Genomic DNA, 19,348 nt, shown 5'->3' on the forward strand with positions numbered 1-19,348 from the left:
GACGAGGTGGAGAAGATCGCGCGCTTCCGCGAACTCTCGCCGGCGCAGAAGGCGCTGATGCTCTCGGCACGCAAGGAAGCGGGCAAGTTCACCGAGGGCGTCATCCTCTCCAAGAGCATGGAAGTGCTGTTCCGCGCCGTGCCGCCAAGTCTCTACCTCGCGCTCGCGCAAACCGAGCCCGAGGAGAAGGCAGAACGCTACCAGCTCATGCAGCAGCACGGCGTCAGCGAGCTGGATGCCGCCTTCAAGGTGGCTGAGAAGATCGACCGGGCACGTGGCATCGAGTCGCCGACCCTGGACCTGCCCTGAATCTGCCGTACACCGGAGAACGCCATGGAACAGAAACGTCCTTCCATTCCGATGCAGGTGCAGGCGTTCCGCCGTCGGCACTGGCGGCCCAGCTGGCCTTGGACAGTGGCCGCAGCGCTGGTTGCACTGCTGCTGATCTGGCTCGTGTCCCGTTGGCCCGGGCAGTTCACGCCTCAGACTTCAGCGCCAGTCAGCGAGACGCAGGTGGCTGGGCCTCCGTGGCAGATGGGCAATCCGGAAGGACGCTTCACGCTGACGCTCTACGCGGACCTCGAATGCCCGTTCTGCCGGTCCTATTTCCCAGTGCTCAAGCGTTGGGTGGCCGGCAATGCCGACGTGGCCTTGCAATGGCATCACCTGCCGTTGGCCGCGCATGAGCCGGCCGCGTCCGCGGAAGCGCGCCTGGCGGAATGCGCGGGCGAAGCCGGCGGCCATGCCGCCTTTTGGCAGGCCGTCGAGTGGGTCTATGCCCACACGCGCAGCGACGGCCAGGGCTTGCCCGAGGGCCTGCGCTACCCCGACCTTACGCCAGCCATCGAGCAGTGCATCGCGAGCGAGCGGCCCGACGCGGCGATTCGCACCCAAACTGCGGAAGCCACGCACAGCGGCGTGACCGCCACGCCGTCGCTGCGGCTGCACGATCGCGAAACCGGCAAGGCGGTCCTGCTGCAGGGTCCGATCGAGGGCGATGCCTTGCTGTCGGCCATGGACATGCTCGCGGCCGGCGATCCCGCCGCCACACCTACATCGGAAATGCCTGCCGACGTCGTTGGCGACATGCCCAGGTAGCCCCGGTCTTCAAGGCTACGGCGCAGTCCACTGCGCTGACCGCGACCCGTTCGCCTCGCATCCTGGCCGCGAACGATCACCGCTGCCGCGGTGATGGATGCACCTTGTTCATTCCCAGGAGGGCTTGCCCTCCCAGGGCGCGCGCCCTCCGATCTCACCGTCTGGAGGTTCGCCATGTCTTTCGTCGTCAATCTCCTGCCTGGAGTCGCTTTCCGCCATCGCTGCCCAGCACGAGGACTGGATCATCCAGCAAGCCATCGTGCTGCTGGACAGACGGGTCTTCAAAGCTGGACCGTGCCTCAGCCAACCGGCCGCTGTGCGGGACTACCTGCGCCTGAAACTGGTCGCCGAGCCCAACGAGATATTCGCCGCTGTGTTCCTGGACAGCATGCACCAGGTGCTGGCCTACAAGCCGTTGTTCAGGGGCACGATCAACGCGACTTCGGTGTATCCGCGTGTCGTCGTACAGCGTGTGCTGGAGTTGAATGCCGCCGCGGTGGTCTTCGCGCACCAGCACCCCTCGGGTATTTCCGAGCCGTCGAGCGCGGATCGCATGCTGACCCAGCAATTGCAGGCCGCGCTGGCGCTCATCGATGTGCGGGTACTGGATCACATCATCGTCGGCCAGGGTGCCCCGTTCTCCTTTGCGGAGTCCGGCCTGCTGTAAAGGTTGCACTGCTTCGTTGATCAGCGCGGAGGCTTCGGCCTCCGCTTTTTCTTCGCGGCTACGCAAGCAGGTATGCGGGGTGGCCACGATGCGCATTGTTTGTTGGGGCCGCATGGGGTTCGGCGTTTGACTATGGCCCTGATCAACTTCCGGGGCGCATGACATGCCAGCAGCTTTTACCCGGTTCGCACCAGGCTGGCGAACCCTTGGTCTGGCCGTGGCGCTGCCGGCGTCTCTGGCGGTGTTCAGCCCGGCCACCTTCGCCGCCGACGTGGTGGTCGTCACCGACAGCCGCCACCCGGTCAAGACCATGGGCGGCGAACGGCTGATCGAGCTGGACGAAGCGCCGCGCATCGAGGCCGAGCTTTCTGCGAATCTGCCCACCAACCCCGATCAGGCGACAGCCCTGGTCAAGCGTCGGCTGACCCAGGGAGGCACCGACCTTCAGCGGCGCATCGCAACGGCCTACCAGGGCGTGACCGACGCATGGAGCCTGGGCATCACCACCATCCCAGCTGTCGTGGTGGATCAACGCTATGTGGTCTATGGCGAGTCGGACGTGGCCCGCGCCATCGCGCGGATCGAACAGCATCGGAGGACCGAACCGTGATCCACCCATTCGACCTTCTGCGCCGCATGCGAGCTGCTGTCGCGTCCGTGCTGCTGCTTAGCGCCACGGGCAGCTACGCCCTGAACACGGCAACCATCGTGGGTTCAGTGGCTTCGCCCGATTGCCTGGAATACCGAGTGGTGGGCATCTGCTACTGGCTCTACTGCACCTGGACCGGCTGCACGGTGCGCACGTCCGTCAAGGTCAGGCACTACATCCCCGATGCGGTGGTTTCGTCCTACTCGAACACCGGAGAGAACCCCTGGGTCGAAGTGCGGGCGATGAGCATGCCGAACGCCTCGGCCCAGGCGGGCGGCGACGGCACCACTAACGAAGACCACGAAAACAACCTCGCCAAATTCAAAAACAGTGACGTCATCGGACACCCCGGCGGCGAGGTGTTCAACCAGTTCGCCTCGTCCTCTGGCTACTTCTGCCAAGGCGCGGGCACGGCCTTCATGCCGTATCTGCTCAGCACCCTGGACACGCTGGCCTGGCGCTACAACGTGCCCGAGATGGCCTACCCAGAGGCGTTGATTCCGGGCATGCGCGAGGTCGGTGCGCGCACCACGATGAACCTGTGGGGCAATGTCTATCCGCGCGGTGGCTTCCTGCATCAGACCGACGACCACAAATCCGGGGCCGTCGTGGCCCAGCGTGCTGGCGATGTCGTCACGCGTCGCGGGCAGATTCACGTGTACCAGCCGCTGCTTGCCAACGCCCGCGACGGCTACTGGCCGGCCGGCGCGCTGATGGAAGGTGATGCCACGACCGGCAAGTGGCAGGAGCTGACGCCGCGCCTGTCCAACACCTGCGTGGTGTTCCCCCATAGCGGCACGCTGACCCAGGCCCAGCAAGGCGACTACGCCTGGGCGTTATGGCGTCCCTATGCGTGCTGCGAACGCCGCGGGCAGGTGTTCCTTGGCAGCGTCGATTTCCTCTGAGGTGCCACGATGAAGCGTCCTGAACCGATGAACCTTTCCGCCAAGGTGTGCCACCTGCTGCGCCCGACGGCGCTGGCCGGCACGCTCGCTCTGGTCTGCGGCCTGGCGTGGGCGCAGGTCGGATACCAGAACAGCGGCCCCGTCCTCGGCGATGACGTCATGTACTCGATCGGTGGCGGCAGCGCGGTGTCCATGGGCCGCGCGGCCGGCATGCGCTCCATCGGGGTCGGCGTGGGGTGGAACAGCAACCTGATCTGCGGCGACATGAGCATCCAGACCACGCTGCGCAATCAACTGAACGGCATCACCAATGGCTTTCAGCAGATCATGAGCAACGTGATCCAGAGCGCGACCAGCGCGGTGGCATCGCTGCCGGCGCTGATCATTCAGCGCGCCGATCCGGGCCTGTACAACCTACTGACCAACGGCGTGCTGCAGGCGCGGCTGGACTTCGACCGCTCCAAGCTGACGTGCCGCGCCATGGCGGAAAAGATGGCCGAGACGGCGGGTGGCCAGCTTGGCTGGAGCCAGATGGCCGAAGGTATGGCCTTGCGTGACGCGGTTGGCAGCAACGATGCCGTGTCGGCCGTCGAGCAGGCCGAGACGCGCCGCGGCAACGACGGCGTTCCCTGGGTGGGCGGCAGCAATGCCGGTGGCGCAGGCCAGTCCGCCATCCGGGTGGTCGGCGACGTCACCCGCGCGGGATACAACCTCGTCAATGGTCGCGGCGTGACCGACACGTCCTCCATCTCACCCGCCAGTTGCGCGAGCCTGTCCTGCCAGACCTGGACGTCGCCGCAGCAGGCGACCGAATGGGCCACGCGGGTCCTTGGTGAACAGGTGCAGCGCACGTGCGACTCATGCACCAAGACCGAGACCGTTCCCGGCGTCGGGCTGACGCCGCTGATCCAGGAGGAGTACGAAACCAAGCTGGAGGTCCTGCAGGAGCTGGTTTCCGGCACGCGCAATACCACCTTCGAGAACTTGCGTGAGGCTGGTAGCACGTCGCTACCGATCACGCGCGGCGTCATCGAGGCGCTGCGCGACGAGCCGGACCAGGACTTGCTGGCGCGGCGCCTCGCGTCCGAGGTGGCGCTGTCGTCGGTGCTGGAGAAGGCACTGCTGCTCCAACGCACGCTGCTCACCGGCAAGAAAGAGCCCAACGTGGCAGCCAACGAGTTGGCGGTCGAGGCCGTGAACCACGAGAGCGACACGCTCGACCGGGAGATCCGTAACCTCAAGACCGAGCTTGAGCTGCGGCGCGAGCTGGCGAACAACTCGCCGATGGCGATCATCCAGCGCCATGGCACGCGCGCGGCAGGCTCGCGCGGCATCTATGAGGGCGATCCGGTGCCCGACCGCCTCGACCAGTTGCAGAAGGGCAATCCGGGAGGCCGGCCATGAGCGCGGCACGTATGACCTGGCGCCCCTTGCGCTGGCTGTTCAGCCGGCGTGCGGCGAAAGCACTGCTGTGGGCGGTGGTGCTCGTCGCCGCTGCCGTGGGCGCCAACATCGTCGGCATCTACCTGGTCGGGAGCGTGGCCGGCTGGGAGCGGTGGCTCGCGGCCGCATCGGGCTACTTCTTCGTGTGGCGGTTGTGCCTGTACGGGGCGACGGCCTATGGCTGGGTCTGGATGCGGCGTCGGCTGCTGGCGCGCGAGGACAGCACGCTGGCCCGACGCCGGCTGATTCGCGCTGAGGTCGCCGGCATTGTTGCCATCGTGGCGCTGGAAGCCAGCCTGTTGATGCAGGCCGCTTGAGGGGATCGAGGCCATGACGCTTTTCACGACCGACTACCTGGAGTACTACCTCACCCTCGTGTCCTGGATCGTCAACAACGGCATCTGGGCGGTCCTCGTATCCAGCGGGGTATTCGCGCTGCCTTTCGTCGCCATCATCGTGCAGGAGTGGTTGAAGGCCCGTGCGGAAGGCGCCGACGAGGGCAATAAAGGCGTGCTGAGCGCCGCCCGCATCGAGAACCGGGTCTTCGTCGCCATCGTGGTGGTGATGTTCGCCGGCATTCCGTTCATCGACGTGGACCTGAACACCATCCAGTACGACGGCTCGCGCTCGGCCCAGTGCCAGGTCAGCGTGGCGCAGCCCGCGGATACCGGCTGGTCGCAGTCCTTCAGCACCATCAACAGCCAGTCGGCGAAGGTGCCGGTGTGGTGGGCGTTCATGCACGCGCTCTCGCGCGCCGTCACTGGCGCCTCGGTGGCGGCAATTCCCTGCGGCACCGATCTGCGGCAGATGCGCATGGAGATCGACGCCACGCGCATCGATGACCCGGTGCTGGCTCAGGAAGTAGCGGATTTCTCGCGGGATTGCTATGGGCCTGCACGGGCCAAATTGTTCATGCAGCGTCCTCAGCTTGATGAGCAGCAGATGCACGACGTGACCTGGATCGGGTCCCGCTTCTTCACGGACACGGCCGGCTACTACGACAACTATCGCTCCAGCACACCGCGCACCGACTGGCCTTATGACAGCACCCGCGACGCCGGGCTGGCCCAGGTGTCCGGCGGCGGTGGCTACCCGACCTGCAGGCAATGGTGGGCCGATGGCAGCAACGGTCTGCGGGCACGCCTGCTGGGACAGGTGGACCCGAGCCTGCTCAACCGCCTGGCGGGCTGGGCCGGGTTCCTGAGCCGAGCCGAGGTAGACGACTCGGTGATCCGCACGATCGCGTCACCGCGGCAGCAGAAATTGAACCAGGGCAGCGTCTATACCGACTACGGCGGCCAGATCGACAAGACCCTGCCGAACATCGTGACGCGGGCCACGGGCGATGTCGGGATGGCAGTCGGCGCGATTGCCGCGTTTCCAGCCTTGGACGTCGTGAGACAGGCGCTGCCCATGGTGCTCGCATTGCTCAAGATGGCACTGGTCATCTGTATCCCGCTCGTGCTGGTCGTCGGCACCTATGACCTGAAGACAGTGGTCACGGTCAGCGCCGTGCAGTTCGCGCTGTTCTTCACGGACTTCTGGTTTCAGCTTGCGCGCTGGATCGATTCGACGATCCTTGACGCACTTTATGGCTGGGGGTTCGGCTGGAACCGGCCGCATACCAACTTCGACCCATTGGTGGGGCTGAACAACGCCTTCGGAGACATGCTCCTGATGTTCGTCACGGGCACGATGTTCATCGTACTGCCCACATTCTGGATCATGGCCTTGGCTTGGGCGGGCGTTCGTGCGGGTAACGTGCTGCAGGGCCTCGCTGGTGCCACCGGAGATGCTAAGGCCGCTGGCGGGAGGGGAGGAAGCATTGCAATCAATGCAGTGTCGAAGAAGTGATCACTGCTAGTCGTCCTCGACATGAGGATCAATGCGAAAACCGTCGTAGGTGTATAGGCCGAATCCTGCTGGTCCGTTTCGCCACTCTGGCTCGGGCAACTCTTCGCCTAGGTCGGCGTTGCGGGCCATCCAGGCAACGATCATGACGCACACCAGCAGCATGGCCAACCAGAAAGTGGTGTACAGCAGCACCCCGAGCGCAACCAGCTTGACCACCCACACGAGCGCGGTGGCGCCGGCAGCCGGCACCCCCTTGGACACCAACCAGCTCGATGCCCGGCGTTCGCCGCGCACGTAGGCACGCCATCCGCGACCCAAGGTGCGGCCAAGGCGTTCTGCGGTGCTGATGCGTGTCGTGGTGTTCATGGTCGTCTCCTGCTACTGAGGAATGCCTATTCCAGTTTGCTCCAATCCTGCTTGCTTGCCTGTATCAGCGCGTGCCAGTCGTCTGGTGGGTTCCCGCGTCCGAGCATCTTCTCGAACACGACATACGGGTCCGATTTGCTACCCGAAGACCGCAGGGTCTGTTCATCGTTGACCCAGGCGTACACAATGACCTTCGCCTTCGAGTCGTACCGGAAGAACAGCCGGAACCGCCGTCCGATCTTGGCCCTTCGCCAGTGGCGGTGGGCAGGTCCCAAGGTATTGCCCTGGCGGTACTCGTCGCGTGCCGGATCGCCTGGCACCACATCCAACATCAACTGGCTCAAGGCCCGGAAGAGCTTGACGTTGGCGTTGGACTCGAAGCCCGCCGGATCGTTCTCCTGCGCGCGCCTCGCGGCCGCATGCAGTTTCTGCAACTGCTCGATCACGCAGTCGTGGAAGAGCAGCGTCCAGCCATGCCGTTGCATCAGAGTTCCACTTTCCCGTCGATCTCCTCGTCCAGGTTCACACCGTGGCCAGCATGCTCCAGCATGGCGCGAGCCAGATCCTCGGGCAGGCCCTGGAGGTTCCGACCCGCTTCGATGTCTCGGGCCAGCAGGCTCAGGAACGCGCCGATGGCGGGATCCTCGTGCTCGGCATCGACGCGGGTGACGACGACTTCGCTGCCCCGCAGATCGAACGCGAGCTTGCCGCCGGCATCAACGCCGAGCGCCTGCCGGATAGGCTTGGGCAGCGTGATCTGGCCCTTGGAGGTCAACGTGGCGACTTCGTGGATGGCAGGCATGGCGGCTCTCCTGATTGCAATACCTGGATTGTAAGGAAATTTCCTTACCATGTCAATATGAGGCTTCACGGCGTTCTCCCGAGTCCAAGAATCGGCCCATCGTAGGGCGTGAACAGCCAGCCTTCCTGCATCAATCCGGCCCTGCCGCAACCCGCATTGGCGGTGGACGATCAGGACCCGTCGCTCTATACCCAAAGGCTGTAAAGGGCCGAAATGGCAAGGGAATGGGTTGCAAAGGGAAAGGCTCTATCCCGAAAAGGCAAAAAGGCCTCCCGCTCGGCCCGCGACAGGACACCCGCATGCTCTCTCTGTTCCAGCGAAAACGGCCCGCGGTCGCTACCGCTGCGACGCCACCTCCCGCATCCGACCTCCCGAAAGGGTTGATGCGGCCCGAGTCGGCCGCTTCGCTGCTGGCCACCCCGCGCCGGCAGAAGCTGCTGGAGCACATCTGGCAGCGCACGTCGCTCTCACGCAGGCAATTCGCCACCTTGTATCGGGCGCCACTGGAACGCTACGCCGAGCTGGTCCAGGCTTTCCCGGCTTCCGAGGCGCATCATCACGCTTACCCTGGCGGCATGCTGGACCACGGCCTGGAAATCGTCGCCTACAGCCTGAAACTGCGGCAGTCCCATCTGCTGCCCATCGGCGCCAGCCCCGAAGATCAGGCGGCGCAGTCCGAAGCCTGGACCGCCGCCATCGCCTATGCCGCGCTGCTCCATGACATCGGAAAGGTGGCGGTCGATATGCACGTCGAGCTTGCCGACGGCAGCACCTGGCACCCGTGGCACGGCCCGCTGCGCCAGCCATACCGATTCCGCTACCGCGAGGATCGCGAATATCGGCTTCACAGCGCTGCGACCGGCTTGCTCTATCAGCAACTGCTCGACCGCGATCTCCTGGACTGGCTCAGCGACTATCCGTCCCTGTGGTCGCCGCTGCTCTTCGTCCTGGCCGGTCAGTACGAGCACGCCGGGGTGCTGGGCGAGCTGGTCGTACAGGCCGACCGCGCTTCCGTGGCTCAGGAGTTGGGCGGCGATCCCGCGCGCGCTATGGCCGCGCCTAAGCACTCGCTGCAACGCAAGCTGGTCAACGGACTGCGCTACCTGCTCAAGGAAGAGCTGAAGCTGAACCAGCCCGAAGCCTCCGATGGGTGGCTCACCGAGGACACGCTGTGGCTGGTAAGCAAGACGGTATCGGACAAATTGCGTGCGCACCTGTTGTCCCAAGGCGTCGATGGCATCCCCGCGAACAACACTGCGGTGTTCAACGTCCTGCAGGATCACGGCATGCTGCAGCCCACCCCCGACGGCAAGGCGATCTGGCGCGCGACCGTGACCAGTTCCACCGGCTGGTCCCACTCGTTCACCCTGTTGCGCCTCGCGACCGCGCTGATCTGGGAGCCAACCGAGAGGCCGGCGCCGTTTACCGGCACGGTGTCGGTCGACGCGGCGGCCACAGCCAAAGAGGCCAATGTGCCCGCCGCCATTCCGCCGGCAGACGCGCAGTTCGCTTCGGAGGGGCAAGGGGTTCCGCCATGGGAGAAAGGTAACTCCTCTCCTCCAGCGGAAGGTGAGCCACTGCCCGACGCGATGGAAGACATGCTTTCGATGGTGGGCATGGGGGATTCACCCGCGACCCGGCAGGATGCTGAAGCACTTTCTGAGCTGGTGTCTGCCGCGCGTACCGACGCGCCACCCTTGACCGCCCCTCAGCGTTCGTCCCCAGCGCCGACGCCCAGGACAAGGCAGTCATCCGGAGAGCACTTCATGGCGTGGCTGAAACAGGCCATCGCTTCCCGCCGGCTCATCATCAACGACGCGAAGGCGCTCGTGCATACCGTGAGCGGCACCGCCTATCTCGTCAGCCCAGGCGTGTTCCAACGCTATGCGCAGGAGCATCCGCAAGTGGACGCACTGGCCAGGCAAGAGCAGCAACAGGATTGGCAGTGGGTGCAGAAGCGCTTTGAAAAGCTCCAACTACACGTCAAGCATCCCAATGGCCTGAACATTTGGACGTGCGAAGTCACCGGGCCAAGAAAGTCCCGCCGCCTGCACGGATACCTTCTGGAAAATTCGAGCCTGCTTTTCCCGGAAACGCCTCCGGGCAATCCCTATCTATCCCTGTTGGGTGAGACCAAACACGGCGACGAGACTTCAGGAAGGTGACGAGGGTCAACATGAACTTCTCAACTTCGCCGGGACTGACTCCCACGCCATACCTTCATTCGGACGGAGTCAAAGGCGTCATCAGCGCAGCGATGATGGGACAAGGCAGCGCCTCTCCCGTCTCTTCGCACCTCACCAGCATGTCCCGCAGAGCGCCTCGCATGCGCTCAAGATCGCCGACCTTCTCGTCGATCTGGTCAAGGCGCCGCCGCGTCACAGTTTGAATGGCTCGGCGATTCCGTCCATCCTCCAGGTCCAAGAGGGATTTCACCTCGTCCAGCGAAAACCCAAGACTCTGAGCGCGCTTGATGAAACCAATCCGCTGGATCATCGAAGCGGGGTAGCGCCGGAAGCTGCCCGCGGTCTTCGGGATCGGCAAGAGCCCGCGTCCTTGGTAGTAGCGGATTGTCTCTACGCCGACACCAGCGACCTTCGCCAGCCTGCCGACCGTCATCCAATCACCAGGACCTTCTTTCATTGAGGGATCCACTGTCTTATTCATGACCAACAAAGAATAACGCAGCACTGCGTAGTTGACCCCTGCGTCCATTTGATCCAAATCAATATCCCGCAGCTCATTTGGGCCTAGGATGACCAGTGTCAATGGGCAAATAGGCCGCACATGCGCACACTTCTCAACCACCGCAGGATTCGCGCCATCGCGTGGATGCTGCTGGGGGTATGGCTGTTTGCGTTCGGGGCCGGGGTGGCCAATGCCTGCCTTCTGGAGTCCCCGCAGCAACACTATCATGCTGCCGGATATGAGCATGTCCCATCGTCCGTGCATGGAAAGCATGAGGGCGGCCATGGTCAGCACGAAGAAGGGACCCACGACCCGTCGAAGGCTCCCTGCCTGAAGCTGTGCGGCGAGGTCAACCAGTCCGCCATTCAGAAAGCGCCAGCCTTAGCGTTCGACCTCGTCGGTTTGGCGCCTCCCTCTTATGCAGACCAACTGCTGGCTCCGACGTTGGCTCTTCAAGCCATTCCATCGAGAGGCCACGAGCGGCCTCCTCCAAAACAGCCTTCCTGGCTGCTGTTTGAGCGTCTCGCGCTGTAGCGCCTCCTTTGAGTTGCCGTGTCGGTCACACCCGGCGCGCGCCTCATATGCCTTGACTCTGTATCCGACTACGGAGTTTTCATAGGGATTTGTCCGCTTGCGGCGACATCTGGTTCGCCCCACTTGCAGGCACCCGTGGCTAAAGGAGAGAGAAATGAAATTCACGCATTCGATCGCGGCCATCGTTGGCACCGCACTGGTCACCTTGTCTGCTTTTGCGCAAGACAACCATCAGGCCCATCACCCTGCAGGTTCGAGTCCATCCGCGGCCGAGACGCCACGGGCGCCGAGCACCGAGGGCATGGATGCGCAACTGAAGTCGATGCAGGCCATGCACGAGCGGATGGCGTCGGCGAAGACGCCTGCTGAGCGCAAGGCGCTCATGGCCGAACACATGCAGGTCATGCGGGCTGGCATGTCCATGATGGGCGCAATGAAGGATGGAGCCGGGTCGGCGCCGCCGGCTGAGCGACAGCGAATGCTGGAGATGCGCATGGACATGTGCCAATCCATGATGCAGATGATGATGGATCGGACGCCTGAGCCGGCGAAGTGAGGAGGACGACCATGACAACTTCTCACCGCACCGGGCCGAGGTTTTGGCGCTCGCGATGGTTCCTGGGCTTTCTGGTCTTTCTGAGCGTGAGCGTGTACCTGCTGCTGACGGAACACCGGGCGCACTACTTGGCCGCGCTGCCGCTGGTCCTTTTTGCTACGTGCGTCATCACCCATGGCCTGATGCATCGCCATGCCGCACCGGGTGATGGTCGCAAGCCGAATTCTTCGCCCCAGGGAGATCGCAAATGAACCACGATACGCCCGCCTATGGGCTTTGGCTGCTCGTCATCGTGAACTCGGCAGTCTTCATCATGTTCGCCTTCAGCTTCTTCAAGCCGCAGACCTCGCGGGACTGGCGAACCTTCGGGACTTTCGCAGCGTTCATCGTTGCCTTGTTCGTCGAGATGTACGGATTTCCGCTGACGCTCTATCTGCTGTCCGGCTGGCTGCAGACGCGGTACCCGAGTCTGGACTTGCTGGCCCACAACAACGGCCATCTCTGGTCCACTCTTCTGGGCGACAAGGGCGATCCGCACTTCAGCCCGCTGCACATCGCAAGCTACGTCCTCATCGGCGGCGGCTTCTGGCTTCTGTCGAGCGCCTGGACGGTGCTGTACCACGCGCAACGGCGCGGACAACTCGCCGTAAGCGGCCCGTACGCCAGGATTCGGCACCCGCAGTACGTGGCCTTCGTGGCCATCCTTCTTGGCTTCCTGCTGCAGTGGCCGACGCTCTTGACGCTGCTTATGTTCCCCTTCCTCGTCGTTATGTATTCGCGGCTGGCAGTCAACGAGGAGAAGGACATGCGCAAGCAGTTCGGCGCCGAGTTCGACGCCTATGCCGCGCGCACGCCGCGCTTCCTTCCCTCCCTCTCGGACACGCGCCAGCGAGGCTGACATGAAGAAGACCCGCTGGCGTCAGCTCATCAATTGACCGTACCTGGCTGCAGACTACGGACAAGGCGATGGCTGCGGCTCCCGCTCGGATGCGGACATGAGCGCCGCGCCCCGCCGGGCGTCGACACACGCAATGCTGATCGCCTGCGACCAGACCTAACGGAGAACCCATGGCAAAGAACAAGAAGGGTGCCAAAGGCGCCAAGCACAAGGCCGATGTGGACGGCACCGGCACTGCCCACGGCTCAGCGCGCGACGAGACAGCGACACGCTCGATCGGCCGCGAGGACTACGAAGCACAGTTGCACATGCTGCAGATCGAACTGGTGAAACTGCAGCGGCATTTCATCAAATGCAACGACCGTATCCTGATCCTCTTGGAGGGAAGGGACGGCGCAGGCAAGGACGGCAGCATCAAGCGGCTGGTCGAACACCTGAGTCCTCGGGAAACACGGGTCGTCGCGCTAGGAAAGCCCTCCGACCGGGATCGCACGGGCTGGTACTTCCAGCGCTACGTCCCGCACCTGCCGGTTGGCGAAGAGCTCGTGGTGTTCAACCGCAGTTGGTACAACCGTGCGGGCGTGGAACCGGTGATGGGCTTCTGTACCGCCGAGGAGCACGAGGAATTCATGAACTCAGTGCCCAAGTTCGAGGAGATGCTGGTCAACTCCGGCATCAAGCTGCTGAAGTATTACCTCGACATCGGCAAGAAGGAGCAGAGCCGCCGGCTCGGGGAACGCCGCCGTGATCCCCTCAAACAGTGGAAGTCGAGCCCGGTGGATGCCGTCGCGCTGAAGCACTGGGACGGCTATACACGGGCGCGCGACGAGATGTTCATGCGCACCCATACGGCCGCAGCGCCCTGGTCTGTCGTGCACGGCGACAACAAACGGTTGGCGAGGCTCAACCTGATCAGAGACATCCTCTCCCGGCTGCACTACGCCGGCAAGAAGCACAAGGTCATCGCTCCCGACCGGGAGATCGTCTTCGAGTTTTCGCAGGACTGCCTGGACTCGGGCCGACTCGCTCGTTGAGACCACGTACACAGCGAACAGGAAGAACATCCATGAAGTCGATCAACGTTGAAGTCGGAGGGCTCGTATCGAGCCTGAGCGCGGAGGGAGTACGCCGCAAGCTGCTGCAGCTTCCCGGCGTCCATCATGCAGATGTCAACTATGTTGCGGGAAGCGCAACGGTCCATCTCGATGAGGGACAACTCAGTGTCGAGGATCTGCGCCAGCGCATCGCCGAATGCGGCTATCACTGCCGTGGCGAGCAGACGCCCAAGCACGTGTGCGCGCCCGCCGCTGGCGTCTCTGCCGACCCCAGCCATGCGGTGCACGGCCATCACGGCGCACCCGCACGTCAGGCGCAAGAGATGGGGCATGAGGGGCACCACGCGCATGCCCCCGCCACGGCCGCACGCGCGAAGGCTGCGGCCACGACGCCCGCCGCCCATGCTGCGCACCAGGCCCACGCAGGCGACCCTGCGATGGCCGACATGATGCACGACATGGGCCACGGGTCGGGCTCGATGCAGGACATGGCCCGGGACATGCGCAATCGCTTCTTCGTGGCCCTGGTCTTCGCCATTCCCGTGTTCTTCTATTCCCCGATGGGGAAGATGTTCGGCGACTTCCAGACGCCGTTCGGGCTGGACGACAAGCTCTTTCTTTTCTTCCTCGCAAGTGCCGCGATCATCTATCCAGGTTGGCCTTTCTACGTGGCGGCGTGGCGCGCGCTACGCAACGGCGTCGCCAACATGGCCACGTTGGTCGTGCTGTCGGTGGGCACCGGCTACCTGTTCAGCATCGGCGCGACCTTCTTCTACGAGGGTGAGGTGTTCTATGAAGCGGCATCGGTGCTGCTGGTCTTCATCCTGCTGGGGCACTGGCTGGAGATGCGCGCCCGCGCGGGCGCATCCGACGCGATTCGCGCGTTGATGGATCTCGCCCCGCCCATGGCCACGGTCGTGCGCAACGGGGTGGAGACCAAGGTACCGACCGCCGAGGTTGCAGCCGGCGAACTGGTCGTGATCAAGCCCGGCGACAAGATCCCGGTGGACGGCGAGATCGTCGAGGGCGCGTCGCAAGTGGACGAGTCGATGCTGACGGGCGAGTCCATGCCGGTCAAGAAGGGCGTGGGCAGCACCGTCGTAGGCGCCAGCATCAACAAGAGCGGAAGCTTTCGCTACAAGGCCACGAAGGTCGGCGCGGACACGGCCTTGGCGCAGATCGTCAAGCTGGTCCAGGAGGCCCAGAACTCGAAGGCCCCCGGCCAGCTGCTGGCCGACCAGGCATCCCAGTGGCTGGTGCTGGCGGCGATCGTGATTGGCCTGCTGACCTTCAGCGTCTGGTACTGGGTGATGGGACAGACATTGCTGTTCGCACTCACCTTGACCATCACCGTGTTCGTGATCGCCTGCCCTGACGCGCTGGGGCTGGCCACCCCGATGGCCATCATGGTCGGGACCGGGCTGGGCGCAATGAACGGCATTCTCTTCAAGAATGCGGCCGCATTGGAGAACGCCACCAAGTTGACGGTCGTGGTGTTCGACAAGACCGGCACCTTGACACTGGGGCAGCCCGATGTCGTCGAGATGGTGGCCGCGCCCGGTGTCGAGGAGACGCGGCTTCTGGCGACGGCCGCCGCGGTGGAGAAGTTCTCCGAGCACCCCCTCGCGCTCGCAGTGCTCAAGCGTGCGGGAGACATGCCGACGGAGGTCACCGAGAACTTCACCAACATCGATGGGCAAGGCGCACGGGCCACTATCGGGGGCGAGACGGTGCTCCTGGGCAACCGGCTGCTGATGCAGTCGGAACAGGTGGATCTGGCCCCCCTTGCCAGCGAGGCGGCGCGGCTGCAAGGCGGGGGGCGCACTGTGGTCCACGTCGCGCGCGGTGGCCGGCTGATCGGCCTCATCGCGATCGCCGATGCCGTGCGGCCGACCTCGCGCGAGACGATCGCCAAGCTGCAGGCACGCGGCGTGAAGGTCGCGATGCTGACCGGGGACAACCAGGCGACCGCCGAGCGCATCGGCAAGGAACTGGGTATCGACATCGTGCTTGCGGATGTGTTGCCCGGGCAGAAGGCCTCCAAGATCAAGGAACTGCAGCAGCAGGGTCACAAGGTCGGCATGGTCGGCGACGGCATCAACGACGCTCCGGCGCTGACGCAGGCCGACGTGGGCTTTGCGATTGGCGCGGGGACGGACGTTGCGATGGAAAGCGCCCAGGTGGTGTTGATGAAGAGTGACCCCTACGACGTGGTCGGGGCCATCGAACTGTCCCGGGCGACGCTGCGCAAGATGCACCAGAACCTCTGGTGGGCCGTGGCCTACAACGTGATCGCCTTCCCGCTGGCGGCCGGGGTGCTGTATCCGTTCACCTTGTCGCCCGAGGTCGCCGCATTGTCCATGTCGGGCAGTTCCGCGATCGTCGCGATCAATGCGCTGATGCTCAAGCGCACGCGCCTGCCGGGGATCAAGCGCGTGACGTCGCGTGCCAGTGTCCCAGCGGCCGCGTCAGCCTGAGCGGCGGGCCACCATGGTAGAGAGCCGCGCCATGCGATCACCGCGCGAATCCGGGCCCACCCGCCAGCAAGACCTCGGCGTCGCGCAGCTGGGTTGGCTCGCTGCGGCCGTATTCGTCGTCTCGGCCGGATATGGGGCACTGATGCCCTTGATCCCCGACTGGCTGCGGCCCTTGATGGGCGACGCGGATCCTGCGGCGCTTGCGCGCCATGTCGGCTACCTCAGCGGCATCTACACGGCGGGCATCCTGCTGGGTGCGCCCCTGTGGGGCATGCTGGCGGACAGGCGGGGGCGTGCCCGCGTGTTGCTGGTGGGCCTGATCGGCTACGTGGCCAGCCTGCTCCCGCTGCTGCGCCCCGAGTCCCTGGGCGTGGTCGGCATCTATGCGCTGCGCGGCGCGACGGGCTTTTTTGTGGCCGCGGTCGTGCCGGTGGTGCCGGCGCTCGTCGCGCAGTACACCCCAGAATCGATTCGCGCCAGGCGCTTTGCATGGCTGGGTGCGATGTCGCTGCTCGGGTTCCTGTTCGGCCCCGGCCTGAACGCCGCTGCAGAACGGCTTGTCGGCCTGGGCTTCTTGAGCGTGCTGGTACAGGGCTCATCGACCACGCTCGTGATCGCACTCTCGGCCGCGCTCGGCGCGCTGATGATGCTGGGCCTGGCCGCAACGCTTCCCGCACCTTCCTCCCTTGGAGAGGCGGACGCAGCCGATCACGACGGAGCACCCCGGAGCCGCTCCCTGGCGCTCTGGATTCTCAACGGTGTGGTCATGTTCGTGCTTGCCGGCTTTGAACTCGGCATCGTGCTGCAGGGCCAGCGCCACCCCGATCTCTCCTCCCGAGAGGTGTCGTTGATGTTCGCCGAGTGCAGTCTGGTGATGCTGGGCGTCAACGCGGTGCTGTTCTTCACCGGCCTGCTGGAGCGCGCCGACCCACGCCGCGTACTGGCCTGCGGCATGGTCCTGGGCATCGCCGGGCTCCTGATGCTGGCCCGCCATGGCAGCGAGATGTGGCTGTACGTCGGCGTGAGTTTCATGGCTGCGGGCACGGGTCTTGTGCTCCCCACCCTGGCCTACCTCGCTGCCGGCACCTCGGCGCGGCGGCTCGGTATAGCGATGGGAGGGCTCGCCGCGGCAGCCGGCCTCGGACAAACACTGGGATCGGCCGCCACCGGATGGCTATTCGGCGCTGTGATGCAGAGCACCTTTGCGTGGCTGTCGATTCCACTGGCCGCCACACTCGCGCTGCTGCTCATTCCGCGGCATTGGTGGCCAGCCAACCCCGTCCTGGTGAGCGCTTCACCGTCCCGCACTTTTCTCACTTCCACGGAAACCGAACCATGAGACTGATCCTGATGTCCCTGCTCGCAGCGCTTGCCCTGTCGCTGAGCGGATGCGGCTACAACGACTTCCAGCGGCTAGACGAGCAGACCAAGTCCGCCTGGTCCGAGGTGCTGAACCAGTACCAGCGGCGCGCCGACCTGATCCCGAACATCGTCGCGACCGTCAAGGGCGAGACCAACTTCGAGCAGGAGACGCTGACCCGGGTGGTCGAAGCCCGCGCGAAGGCGACCTCGATCCAGGCCACGCCGGAACTCGTCAACAACCCCGAGGCCTTCCAGAAGTTCCAGGCGGCACAGGGCGAACTGTCCGGCGCGCTGAGCCGGCTGCTGGTGGTGAGCGAGAACTACCCGCAACTCAAGGCAAACCAGGCTTTTCAAGACCTGCGTGCCCAACTTGAGGGCACGGAGAACCGCATCACCGTGGCGCGTGGGCGCTACGTGAAGGCGGTGCAGGATTACAACGTGCTCACGCGCAGCTTCCCGACCAACATCACGGCCAAGCTGTTCAGCTACGACGTCAAGCCCAATTTCTCGGTCGCCGACGAGAAGGCCATGGCGGCGCCGCCACAGGTCGATTTCGGCGCCTCGGCGCCGGCGGCGCGCCCCTGACATGAGAACGCCCAGAACAGCGGTGCTCTCTCCGGCGGCCCCTCTTCGGCTGGCCCACGCTCTGGCCTGGCTGCTGCTGAGCCTGTTCCTTTCGGTCGCGTCCGCGCAGGAGTTGGTCGCCGTTCCCCCGCTGCAGGCGCGCGTCACCGATCTCACGGGCACGCTCGCCGCCGATCGTGTCGCCGCGCTGGATGCGCAGCTTCGGGCCTTCGAGCAACGCAAGGGCGTGCAGATCGCCGTGCTGATGGTCCGCTCGACGCGGCCCGAACCCGTCGAGCAGTACGCCCTGCGGGTGGTAGAGCAATGGAAGCTCGGCCGTCGCAAGGTGGACGACGGCGCGTTGCTCCTGGTGGCCAAGGACGACCGCACCGTGCGCATCGAAGTCGGATACGGCATCGAGGGTGCGCTGAGCGACGTGGTGTCGCGGCGCATCATCGACGAGGTGATCACGCCGCGCTTTCGCCAGGGCGATTTCGACGGCGGCATCGCCGCAGGCGCCGAACAGATCATGCGGGTGGTCGATGGCGAGGCCCTGCCTGCGGCGGACCCACGGCGGCGGGGGCAGACCAACGACATCGGGCGGGCCTGGCCCTTCCTGTTCGTCGCGGCCCTGATGCTGGGCGGAGTGCTGCGCAACGCCCTCGGCCGCCTTCCAGGCTCCCTGGTCACGGCTGGCGTGCTGGGTGCCGCTGCGTGGCTGTTGGTGGGCACCCTCGCGGTGGCCGCGGTGGCTGGACTGGCGGGATTCCTCGTCACGCTGCTGAGCATCGGCATGGGTGGCCACGGCGGCATGCACGGGCGCCACCGGGGAGGCGGCTGGCCGGGCGGAGGATTGGGCGGTGGTGGCGGTGGATTCCGCGGCGGCGGCGGCGGCTTCGGTGGCGGCGGCGCGTCAGGACGGTGGTGAGATGAACATGCAACGACTTCTTCGCCACCTTGCGACCACGGATCGCGCAGTCCGCCGCGCCTTCCCCCCGCGCGCGCTAGATGCGATCGAGCAGGCCATCCGCACGGGAGAGTTCCAGCATGGGGGCCAGCTGCGCTTCGTGGTCGAGGGTGCGCTGGACGGATCGCCACTGTGGCGCAATCAATCGCCGGGTGAGCGGGCGCTGGACCTGTTCGCACGCCTGGGTGTGTGGGATACGGCGCACAACAGCGGCGTCCTGATCTACGTGCTGCTGGCCGACCGGGCCGTGGAGATCGTGGCCGATCGCGGCATCCATGCCTGTTGCGGTGCCGAAAGGTGGTCGGCTGTGTGCCAGCGCATGGAAGCCCAGTTTGCGCAGGGACGCTTCGAGGCCGGAGCCCTGGAAGGCATCGTGGCCGTCAGCCACCTGCTGGTGCAGCACTTTCCGCGGGGCGCGGACCACGGCAACGAGTTGCCGGATCGGCCGGTCCTTCTTTGAACG

At 65.0% G+C, this 19,348-nt stretch carries 22 protein-coding genes and 1 pseudogene; 19 read left to right on the plus strand and 4 right to left on the minus strand.

What is annotated here, in order from left to right; all coding sequences use genetic code 11:
* The 8 genes and pseudogenes from HMPREF3014_RS13660 to HMPREF3014_RS13695 form a co-directional block, all read left to right on the plus strand.
* Nucleotides 1-309, plus strand: a pseudogene (locus tag HMPREF3014_RS13660) (conjugative transfer ATPase); the annotation flags it as partial.
* A 24-nt stretch (nucleotides 310-333) separates the two neighbouring features.
* The gene (locus HMPREF3014_RS13665) at nucleotides 334-1,098 is read left to right on the plus strand and encodes a DsbA family protein (protein WP_023087294.1); all 765 of its coding nucleotides are present in this window, start codon (nucleotides 334-336) and stop codon (nucleotides 1,096-1,098) included.
* A gap of 190 nt (nucleotides 1,099-1,288) precedes the next feature.
* A complete protein-coding gene (gene radC / locus HMPREF3014_RS13670; protein WP_086937317.1) occupies nucleotides 1,289-1,765 on the plus strand; it encodes a RadC family protein in 477 nt (158 codons plus the stop codon).
* Nucleotides 1,766-1,928: 163 nt separating this feature from the next.
* Nucleotides 1,929-2,375: a TIGR03757 family integrating conjugative element protein gene (locus tag HMPREF3014_RS13675; protein ID WP_023087292.1), complete on the plus strand. Its 447-nt coding sequence runs from the start codon at nucleotides 1,929-1,931 to the stop codon at nucleotides 2,373-2,375.
* Nucleotides 2,372-3,319 (plus strand): TIGR03756 family integrating conjugative element protein, encoded by a 948-nt coding sequence (locus tag HMPREF3014_RS13680; RefSeq protein WP_023087291.1) that lies wholly within the window; start codon nucleotides 2,372-2,374, stop codon nucleotides 3,317-3,319. The genes HMPREF3014_RS13675 and HMPREF3014_RS13680 overlap by 4 nt, the downstream gene beginning before the upstream one ends.
* Before the next feature lie 9 nt (nucleotides 3,320-3,328).
* Nucleotides 3,329-4,723, plus strand: coding sequence for an integrating conjugative element protein (locus HMPREF3014_RS13685; RefSeq protein ID WP_023087290.1), 1,395 nt, complete (start codon nucleotides 3,329-3,331; stop codon nucleotides 4,721-4,723).
* On the plus strand, nucleotides 4,720-5,079 hold the full coding sequence (locus tag HMPREF3014_RS13690; RefSeq protein ID WP_023087289.1) for a hypothetical protein: 360 nt from the start codon (nucleotides 4,720-4,722) through the stop codon (nucleotides 5,077-5,079). The genes HMPREF3014_RS13685 and HMPREF3014_RS13690 overlap by 4 nt, the downstream gene beginning before the upstream one ends.
* A 13-nt stretch (nucleotides 5,080-5,092) precedes the next feature.
* Entirely contained in the window at nucleotides 5,093-6,616 is a 1,524-nt protein-coding gene (locus HMPREF3014_RS13695) for a conjugal transfer protein TraG N-terminal domain-containing protein (protein ID WP_023087288.1), read from the plus strand.
* 6 nt (nucleotides 6,617-6,622) lie between these two features.
* Here the strand turns inward: HMPREF3014_RS13695 and HMPREF3014_RS13700 are convergent, their stop codons facing one another.
* Genes HMPREF3014_RS13700 through HMPREF3014_RS13710 form a run of 3 tightly spaced genes read right to left on the minus strand, consistent with a single transcriptional unit; the run spans nucleotide 6,623 to nucleotide 7,784 of the window.
* On the minus strand, nucleotides 6,623-6,982 hold the full coding sequence (locus tag HMPREF3014_RS13700) for a DUF3742 family protein (RefSeq protein WP_023087287.1): 360 nt from the start codon (nucleotides 6,980-6,982) through the stop codon (nucleotides 6,623-6,625).
* A 26-nt stretch (nucleotides 6,983-7,008) separates the two neighbouring features.
* Nucleotides 7,009-7,467 (minus strand): type II toxin-antitoxin system YhaV family toxin, encoded by a 459-nt coding sequence (locus tag HMPREF3014_RS13705; RefSeq protein ID WP_009518525.1) that lies wholly within the window; start codon nucleotides 7,465-7,467, stop codon nucleotides 7,009-7,011.
* Nucleotides 7,467-7,784, minus strand: a complete 318-nt coding sequence (locus HMPREF3014_RS13710; RefSeq protein ID WP_023087286.1) for a type II toxin-antitoxin system PrlF family antitoxin — start codon at nucleotides 7,782-7,784, stop codon at nucleotides 7,467-7,469. Before HMPREF3014_RS13710 ends, HMPREF3014_RS13705 begins: the two co-directional genes overlap by 1 nt.
* A gap of 299 nt (nucleotides 7,785-8,083) precedes the next feature.
* Between HMPREF3014_RS13710 and mobH the strand changes: the two genes are divergently transcribed.
* Nucleotides 8,084-9,949, plus strand: a complete 1,866-nt coding sequence (gene mobH / locus HMPREF3014_RS13715; protein WP_023087285.1) for a MobH family relaxase — start codon at nucleotides 8,084-8,086, stop codon at nucleotides 9,947-9,949.
* 55 nt (nucleotides 9,950-10,004) lie between these two features.
* Here mobH and HMPREF3014_RS13720 read toward each other — a convergent pair whose 3' ends face one another.
* Nucleotides 10,005-10,499 (minus strand): MerR family transcriptional regulator, encoded by a 495-nt coding sequence (locus tag HMPREF3014_RS13720; RefSeq protein WP_031633853.1) that lies wholly within the window; start codon nucleotides 10,497-10,499, stop codon nucleotides 10,005-10,007.
* Nucleotides 10,500-10,571: 72 nt separating this feature from the next.
* Between HMPREF3014_RS13720 and HMPREF3014_RS35105 the strand changes: the two genes are divergently transcribed.
* The 10 genes from HMPREF3014_RS35105 (at nucleotide 10,572) to HMPREF3014_RS13770 (ending at nucleotide 19,345) form a co-directional block, all read left to right on the plus strand.
* The gene (locus HMPREF3014_RS35105; protein ID WP_078452152.1) at nucleotides 10,572-11,006 is read left to right on the plus strand and encodes a hypothetical protein; all 435 of its coding nucleotides are present in this window, start codon (nucleotides 10,572-10,574) and stop codon (nucleotides 11,004-11,006) included.
* 154 nt (nucleotides 11,007-11,160) lie between these two features.
* Nucleotides 11,161-11,562 (plus strand): hypothetical protein, encoded by a 402-nt coding sequence (locus HMPREF3014_RS13730; RefSeq protein ID WP_023087283.1) that lies wholly within the window; start codon nucleotides 11,161-11,163, stop codon nucleotides 11,560-11,562.
* 11 nt (nucleotides 11,563-11,573) lie between these two features.
* Nucleotides 11,574-11,813 carry a DUF2933 domain-containing protein gene (locus HMPREF3014_RS13735; protein ID WP_023087282.1) on the plus strand — a complete coding sequence of 80 codons (240 nt, stop codon included), beginning with the start codon at nucleotides 11,574-11,576 and terminating at the stop codon, nucleotides 11,811-11,813.
* Nucleotides 11,810-12,460, plus strand: coding sequence for a methyltransferase family protein (locus HMPREF3014_RS13740; RefSeq protein WP_023087281.1), 651 nt, complete (start codon nucleotides 11,810-11,812; stop codon nucleotides 12,458-12,460). Before HMPREF3014_RS13735 ends, HMPREF3014_RS13740 begins: the two co-directional genes overlap by 4 nt.
* A 170-nt stretch (nucleotides 12,461-12,630) precedes the next feature.
* Nucleotides 12,631-13,494 (plus strand): polyphosphate kinase 2, encoded by an 864-nt coding sequence (gene ppk2, locus HMPREF3014_RS13745; RefSeq protein ID WP_023087280.1) that lies wholly within the window; start codon nucleotides 12,631-12,633, stop codon nucleotides 13,492-13,494.
* Between the two features lie 32 nt (nucleotides 13,495-13,526).
* On the plus strand, nucleotides 13,527-15,992 hold the full coding sequence (locus HMPREF3014_RS13750) for a heavy metal translocating P-type ATPase (protein ID WP_023087279.1): 2,466 nt from the start codon (nucleotides 13,527-13,529) through the stop codon (nucleotides 15,990-15,992).
* Nucleotides 15,993-16,023: 31 nt separating this feature from the next.
* Complete coding sequence (locus HMPREF3014_RS13755; protein ID WP_033873214.1) at nucleotides 16,024-17,331, plus strand: MFS transporter; 1,308 nt, start codon at nucleotides 16,024-16,026, stop codon at nucleotides 17,329-17,331.
* On the plus strand, nucleotides 17,328-17,939 hold the full coding sequence (locus HMPREF3014_RS13760) for a LemA family protein (protein WP_023087277.1): 612 nt from the start codon (nucleotides 17,328-17,330) through the stop codon (nucleotides 17,937-17,939). Before HMPREF3014_RS13755 ends, HMPREF3014_RS13760 begins: the two co-directional genes overlap by 4 nt.
* A 1-nt stretch (nucleotide 17,940) precedes the next feature.
* Nucleotides 17,941-18,846 (plus strand): TPM domain-containing protein, encoded by a 906-nt coding sequence (locus tag HMPREF3014_RS13765; protein WP_023087276.1) that lies wholly within the window; start codon nucleotides 17,941-17,943, stop codon nucleotides 18,844-18,846.
* Nucleotide 18,847: 1 nt separating this feature from the next.
* Entirely contained in the window at nucleotides 18,848-19,345 is a 498-nt protein-coding gene (locus HMPREF3014_RS13770) for a TPM domain-containing protein (RefSeq protein WP_003121538.1), read from the plus strand.
* The last annotated feature ends 3 nt before the right edge of the window (nucleotides 19,346-19,348 follow it).

The organism is Pseudomonas sp. HMSC065H01, assembly GCF_001815235.1.
GTDB lineage: Bacteria > Pseudomonadota > Gammaproteobacteria > Pseudomonadales > Pseudomonadaceae > Pseudomonas > Pseudomonas aeruginosa.

What these genes read in the sequence shown, in the direction of transcription:
- HMPREF3014_RS13665 (WP_023087294.1), top strand. Translation starts at nt 334, where the DNA reads ATGGAACAGAAACGTCCTTCCATTCCGATGCAGGTGCAGGCGTTCCGC.
- HMPREF3014_RS13675 (WP_023087292.1), top strand. Translation starts at nt 1,929, where the DNA reads ATGCCAGCAGCTTTTACCCGGTTCGCACCAGGCTGGCGAACCCTTGGT.
- HMPREF3014_RS13685 (WP_023087290.1), top strand. Translation starts at nt 3,329, where the DNA reads ATGAAGCGTCCTGAACCGATGAACCTTTCCGCCAAGGTGTGCCACCTG.
- HMPREF3014_RS13690 (WP_023087289.1), top strand. Translation starts at nt 4,720, where the DNA reads ATGAGCGCGGCACGTATGACCTGGCGCCCCTTGCGCTGGCTGTTCAGC.
- HMPREF3014_RS13695 (WP_023087288.1), top strand. Translation starts at nt 5,093, where the DNA reads ATGACGCTTTTCACGACCGACTACCTGGAGTACTACCTCACCCTCGTG.
- HMPREF3014_RS13700 (WP_023087287.1), bottom strand. Translation starts at nt 6,982, where the DNA reads ATGAACACCACGACACGCATCAGCACCGCAGAACGCCTTGGCCGCACC.
- HMPREF3014_RS13705 (WP_009518525.1), bottom strand. Translation starts at nt 7,467, where the DNA reads ATGCAACGGCATGGCTGGACGCTGCTCTTCCACGACTGCGTGATCGAG.
- HMPREF3014_RS13710 (WP_023087286.1), bottom strand. Translation starts at nt 7,784, where the DNA reads ATGCCTGCCATCCACGAAGTCGCCACGTTGACCTCCAAGGGCCAGATC.
- mobH (WP_023087285.1), top strand. Translation starts at nt 8,084, where the DNA reads ATGCTCTCTCTGTTCCAGCGAAAACGGCCCGCGGTCGCTACCGCTGCG.
- HMPREF3014_RS13720 (WP_031633853.1), bottom strand. Translation starts at nt 10,499, where the DNA reads ATGGACGCAGGGGTCAACTACGCAGTGCTGCGTTATTCTTTGTTGGTC.
- HMPREF3014_RS35105 (WP_078452152.1), top strand. Translation starts at nt 10,572, where the DNA reads ATGCGCACACTTCTCAACCACCGCAGGATTCGCGCCATCGCGTGGATG.
- HMPREF3014_RS13730 (WP_023087283.1), top strand. Translation starts at nt 11,161, where the DNA reads ATGAAATTCACGCATTCGATCGCGGCCATCGTTGGCACCGCACTGGTC.
- HMPREF3014_RS13735 (WP_023087282.1), top strand. Translation starts at nt 11,574, where the DNA reads ATGACAACTTCTCACCGCACCGGGCCGAGGTTTTGGCGCTCGCGATGG.
- HMPREF3014_RS13740 (WP_023087281.1), top strand. Translation starts at nt 11,810, where the DNA reads ATGAACCACGATACGCCCGCCTATGGGCTTTGGCTGCTCGTCATCGTG.
- ppk2 (WP_023087280.1), top strand. Translation starts at nt 12,631, where the DNA reads ATGGCAAAGAACAAGAAGGGTGCCAAAGGCGCCAAGCACAAGGCCGAT.
- HMPREF3014_RS13750 (WP_023087279.1), top strand. Translation starts at nt 13,527, where the DNA reads ATGAAGTCGATCAACGTTGAAGTCGGAGGGCTCGTATCGAGCCTGAGC.
- HMPREF3014_RS13755 (WP_033873214.1), top strand. Translation starts at nt 16,024, where the DNA reads ATGCGATCACCGCGCGAATCCGGGCCCACCCGCCAGCAAGACCTCGGC.
- HMPREF3014_RS13760 (WP_023087277.1), top strand. Translation starts at nt 17,328, where the DNA reads ATGAGACTGATCCTGATGTCCCTGCTCGCAGCGCTTGCCCTGTCGCTG.
- HMPREF3014_RS13765 (WP_023087276.1), top strand. Translation starts at nt 17,941, where the DNA reads ATGAGAACGCCCAGAACAGCGGTGCTCTCTCCGGCGGCCCCTCTTCGG.
- HMPREF3014_RS13770 (WP_003121538.1), top strand. Translation starts at nt 18,848, where the DNA reads ATGAACATGCAACGACTTCTTCGCCACCTTGCGACCACGGATCGCGCA.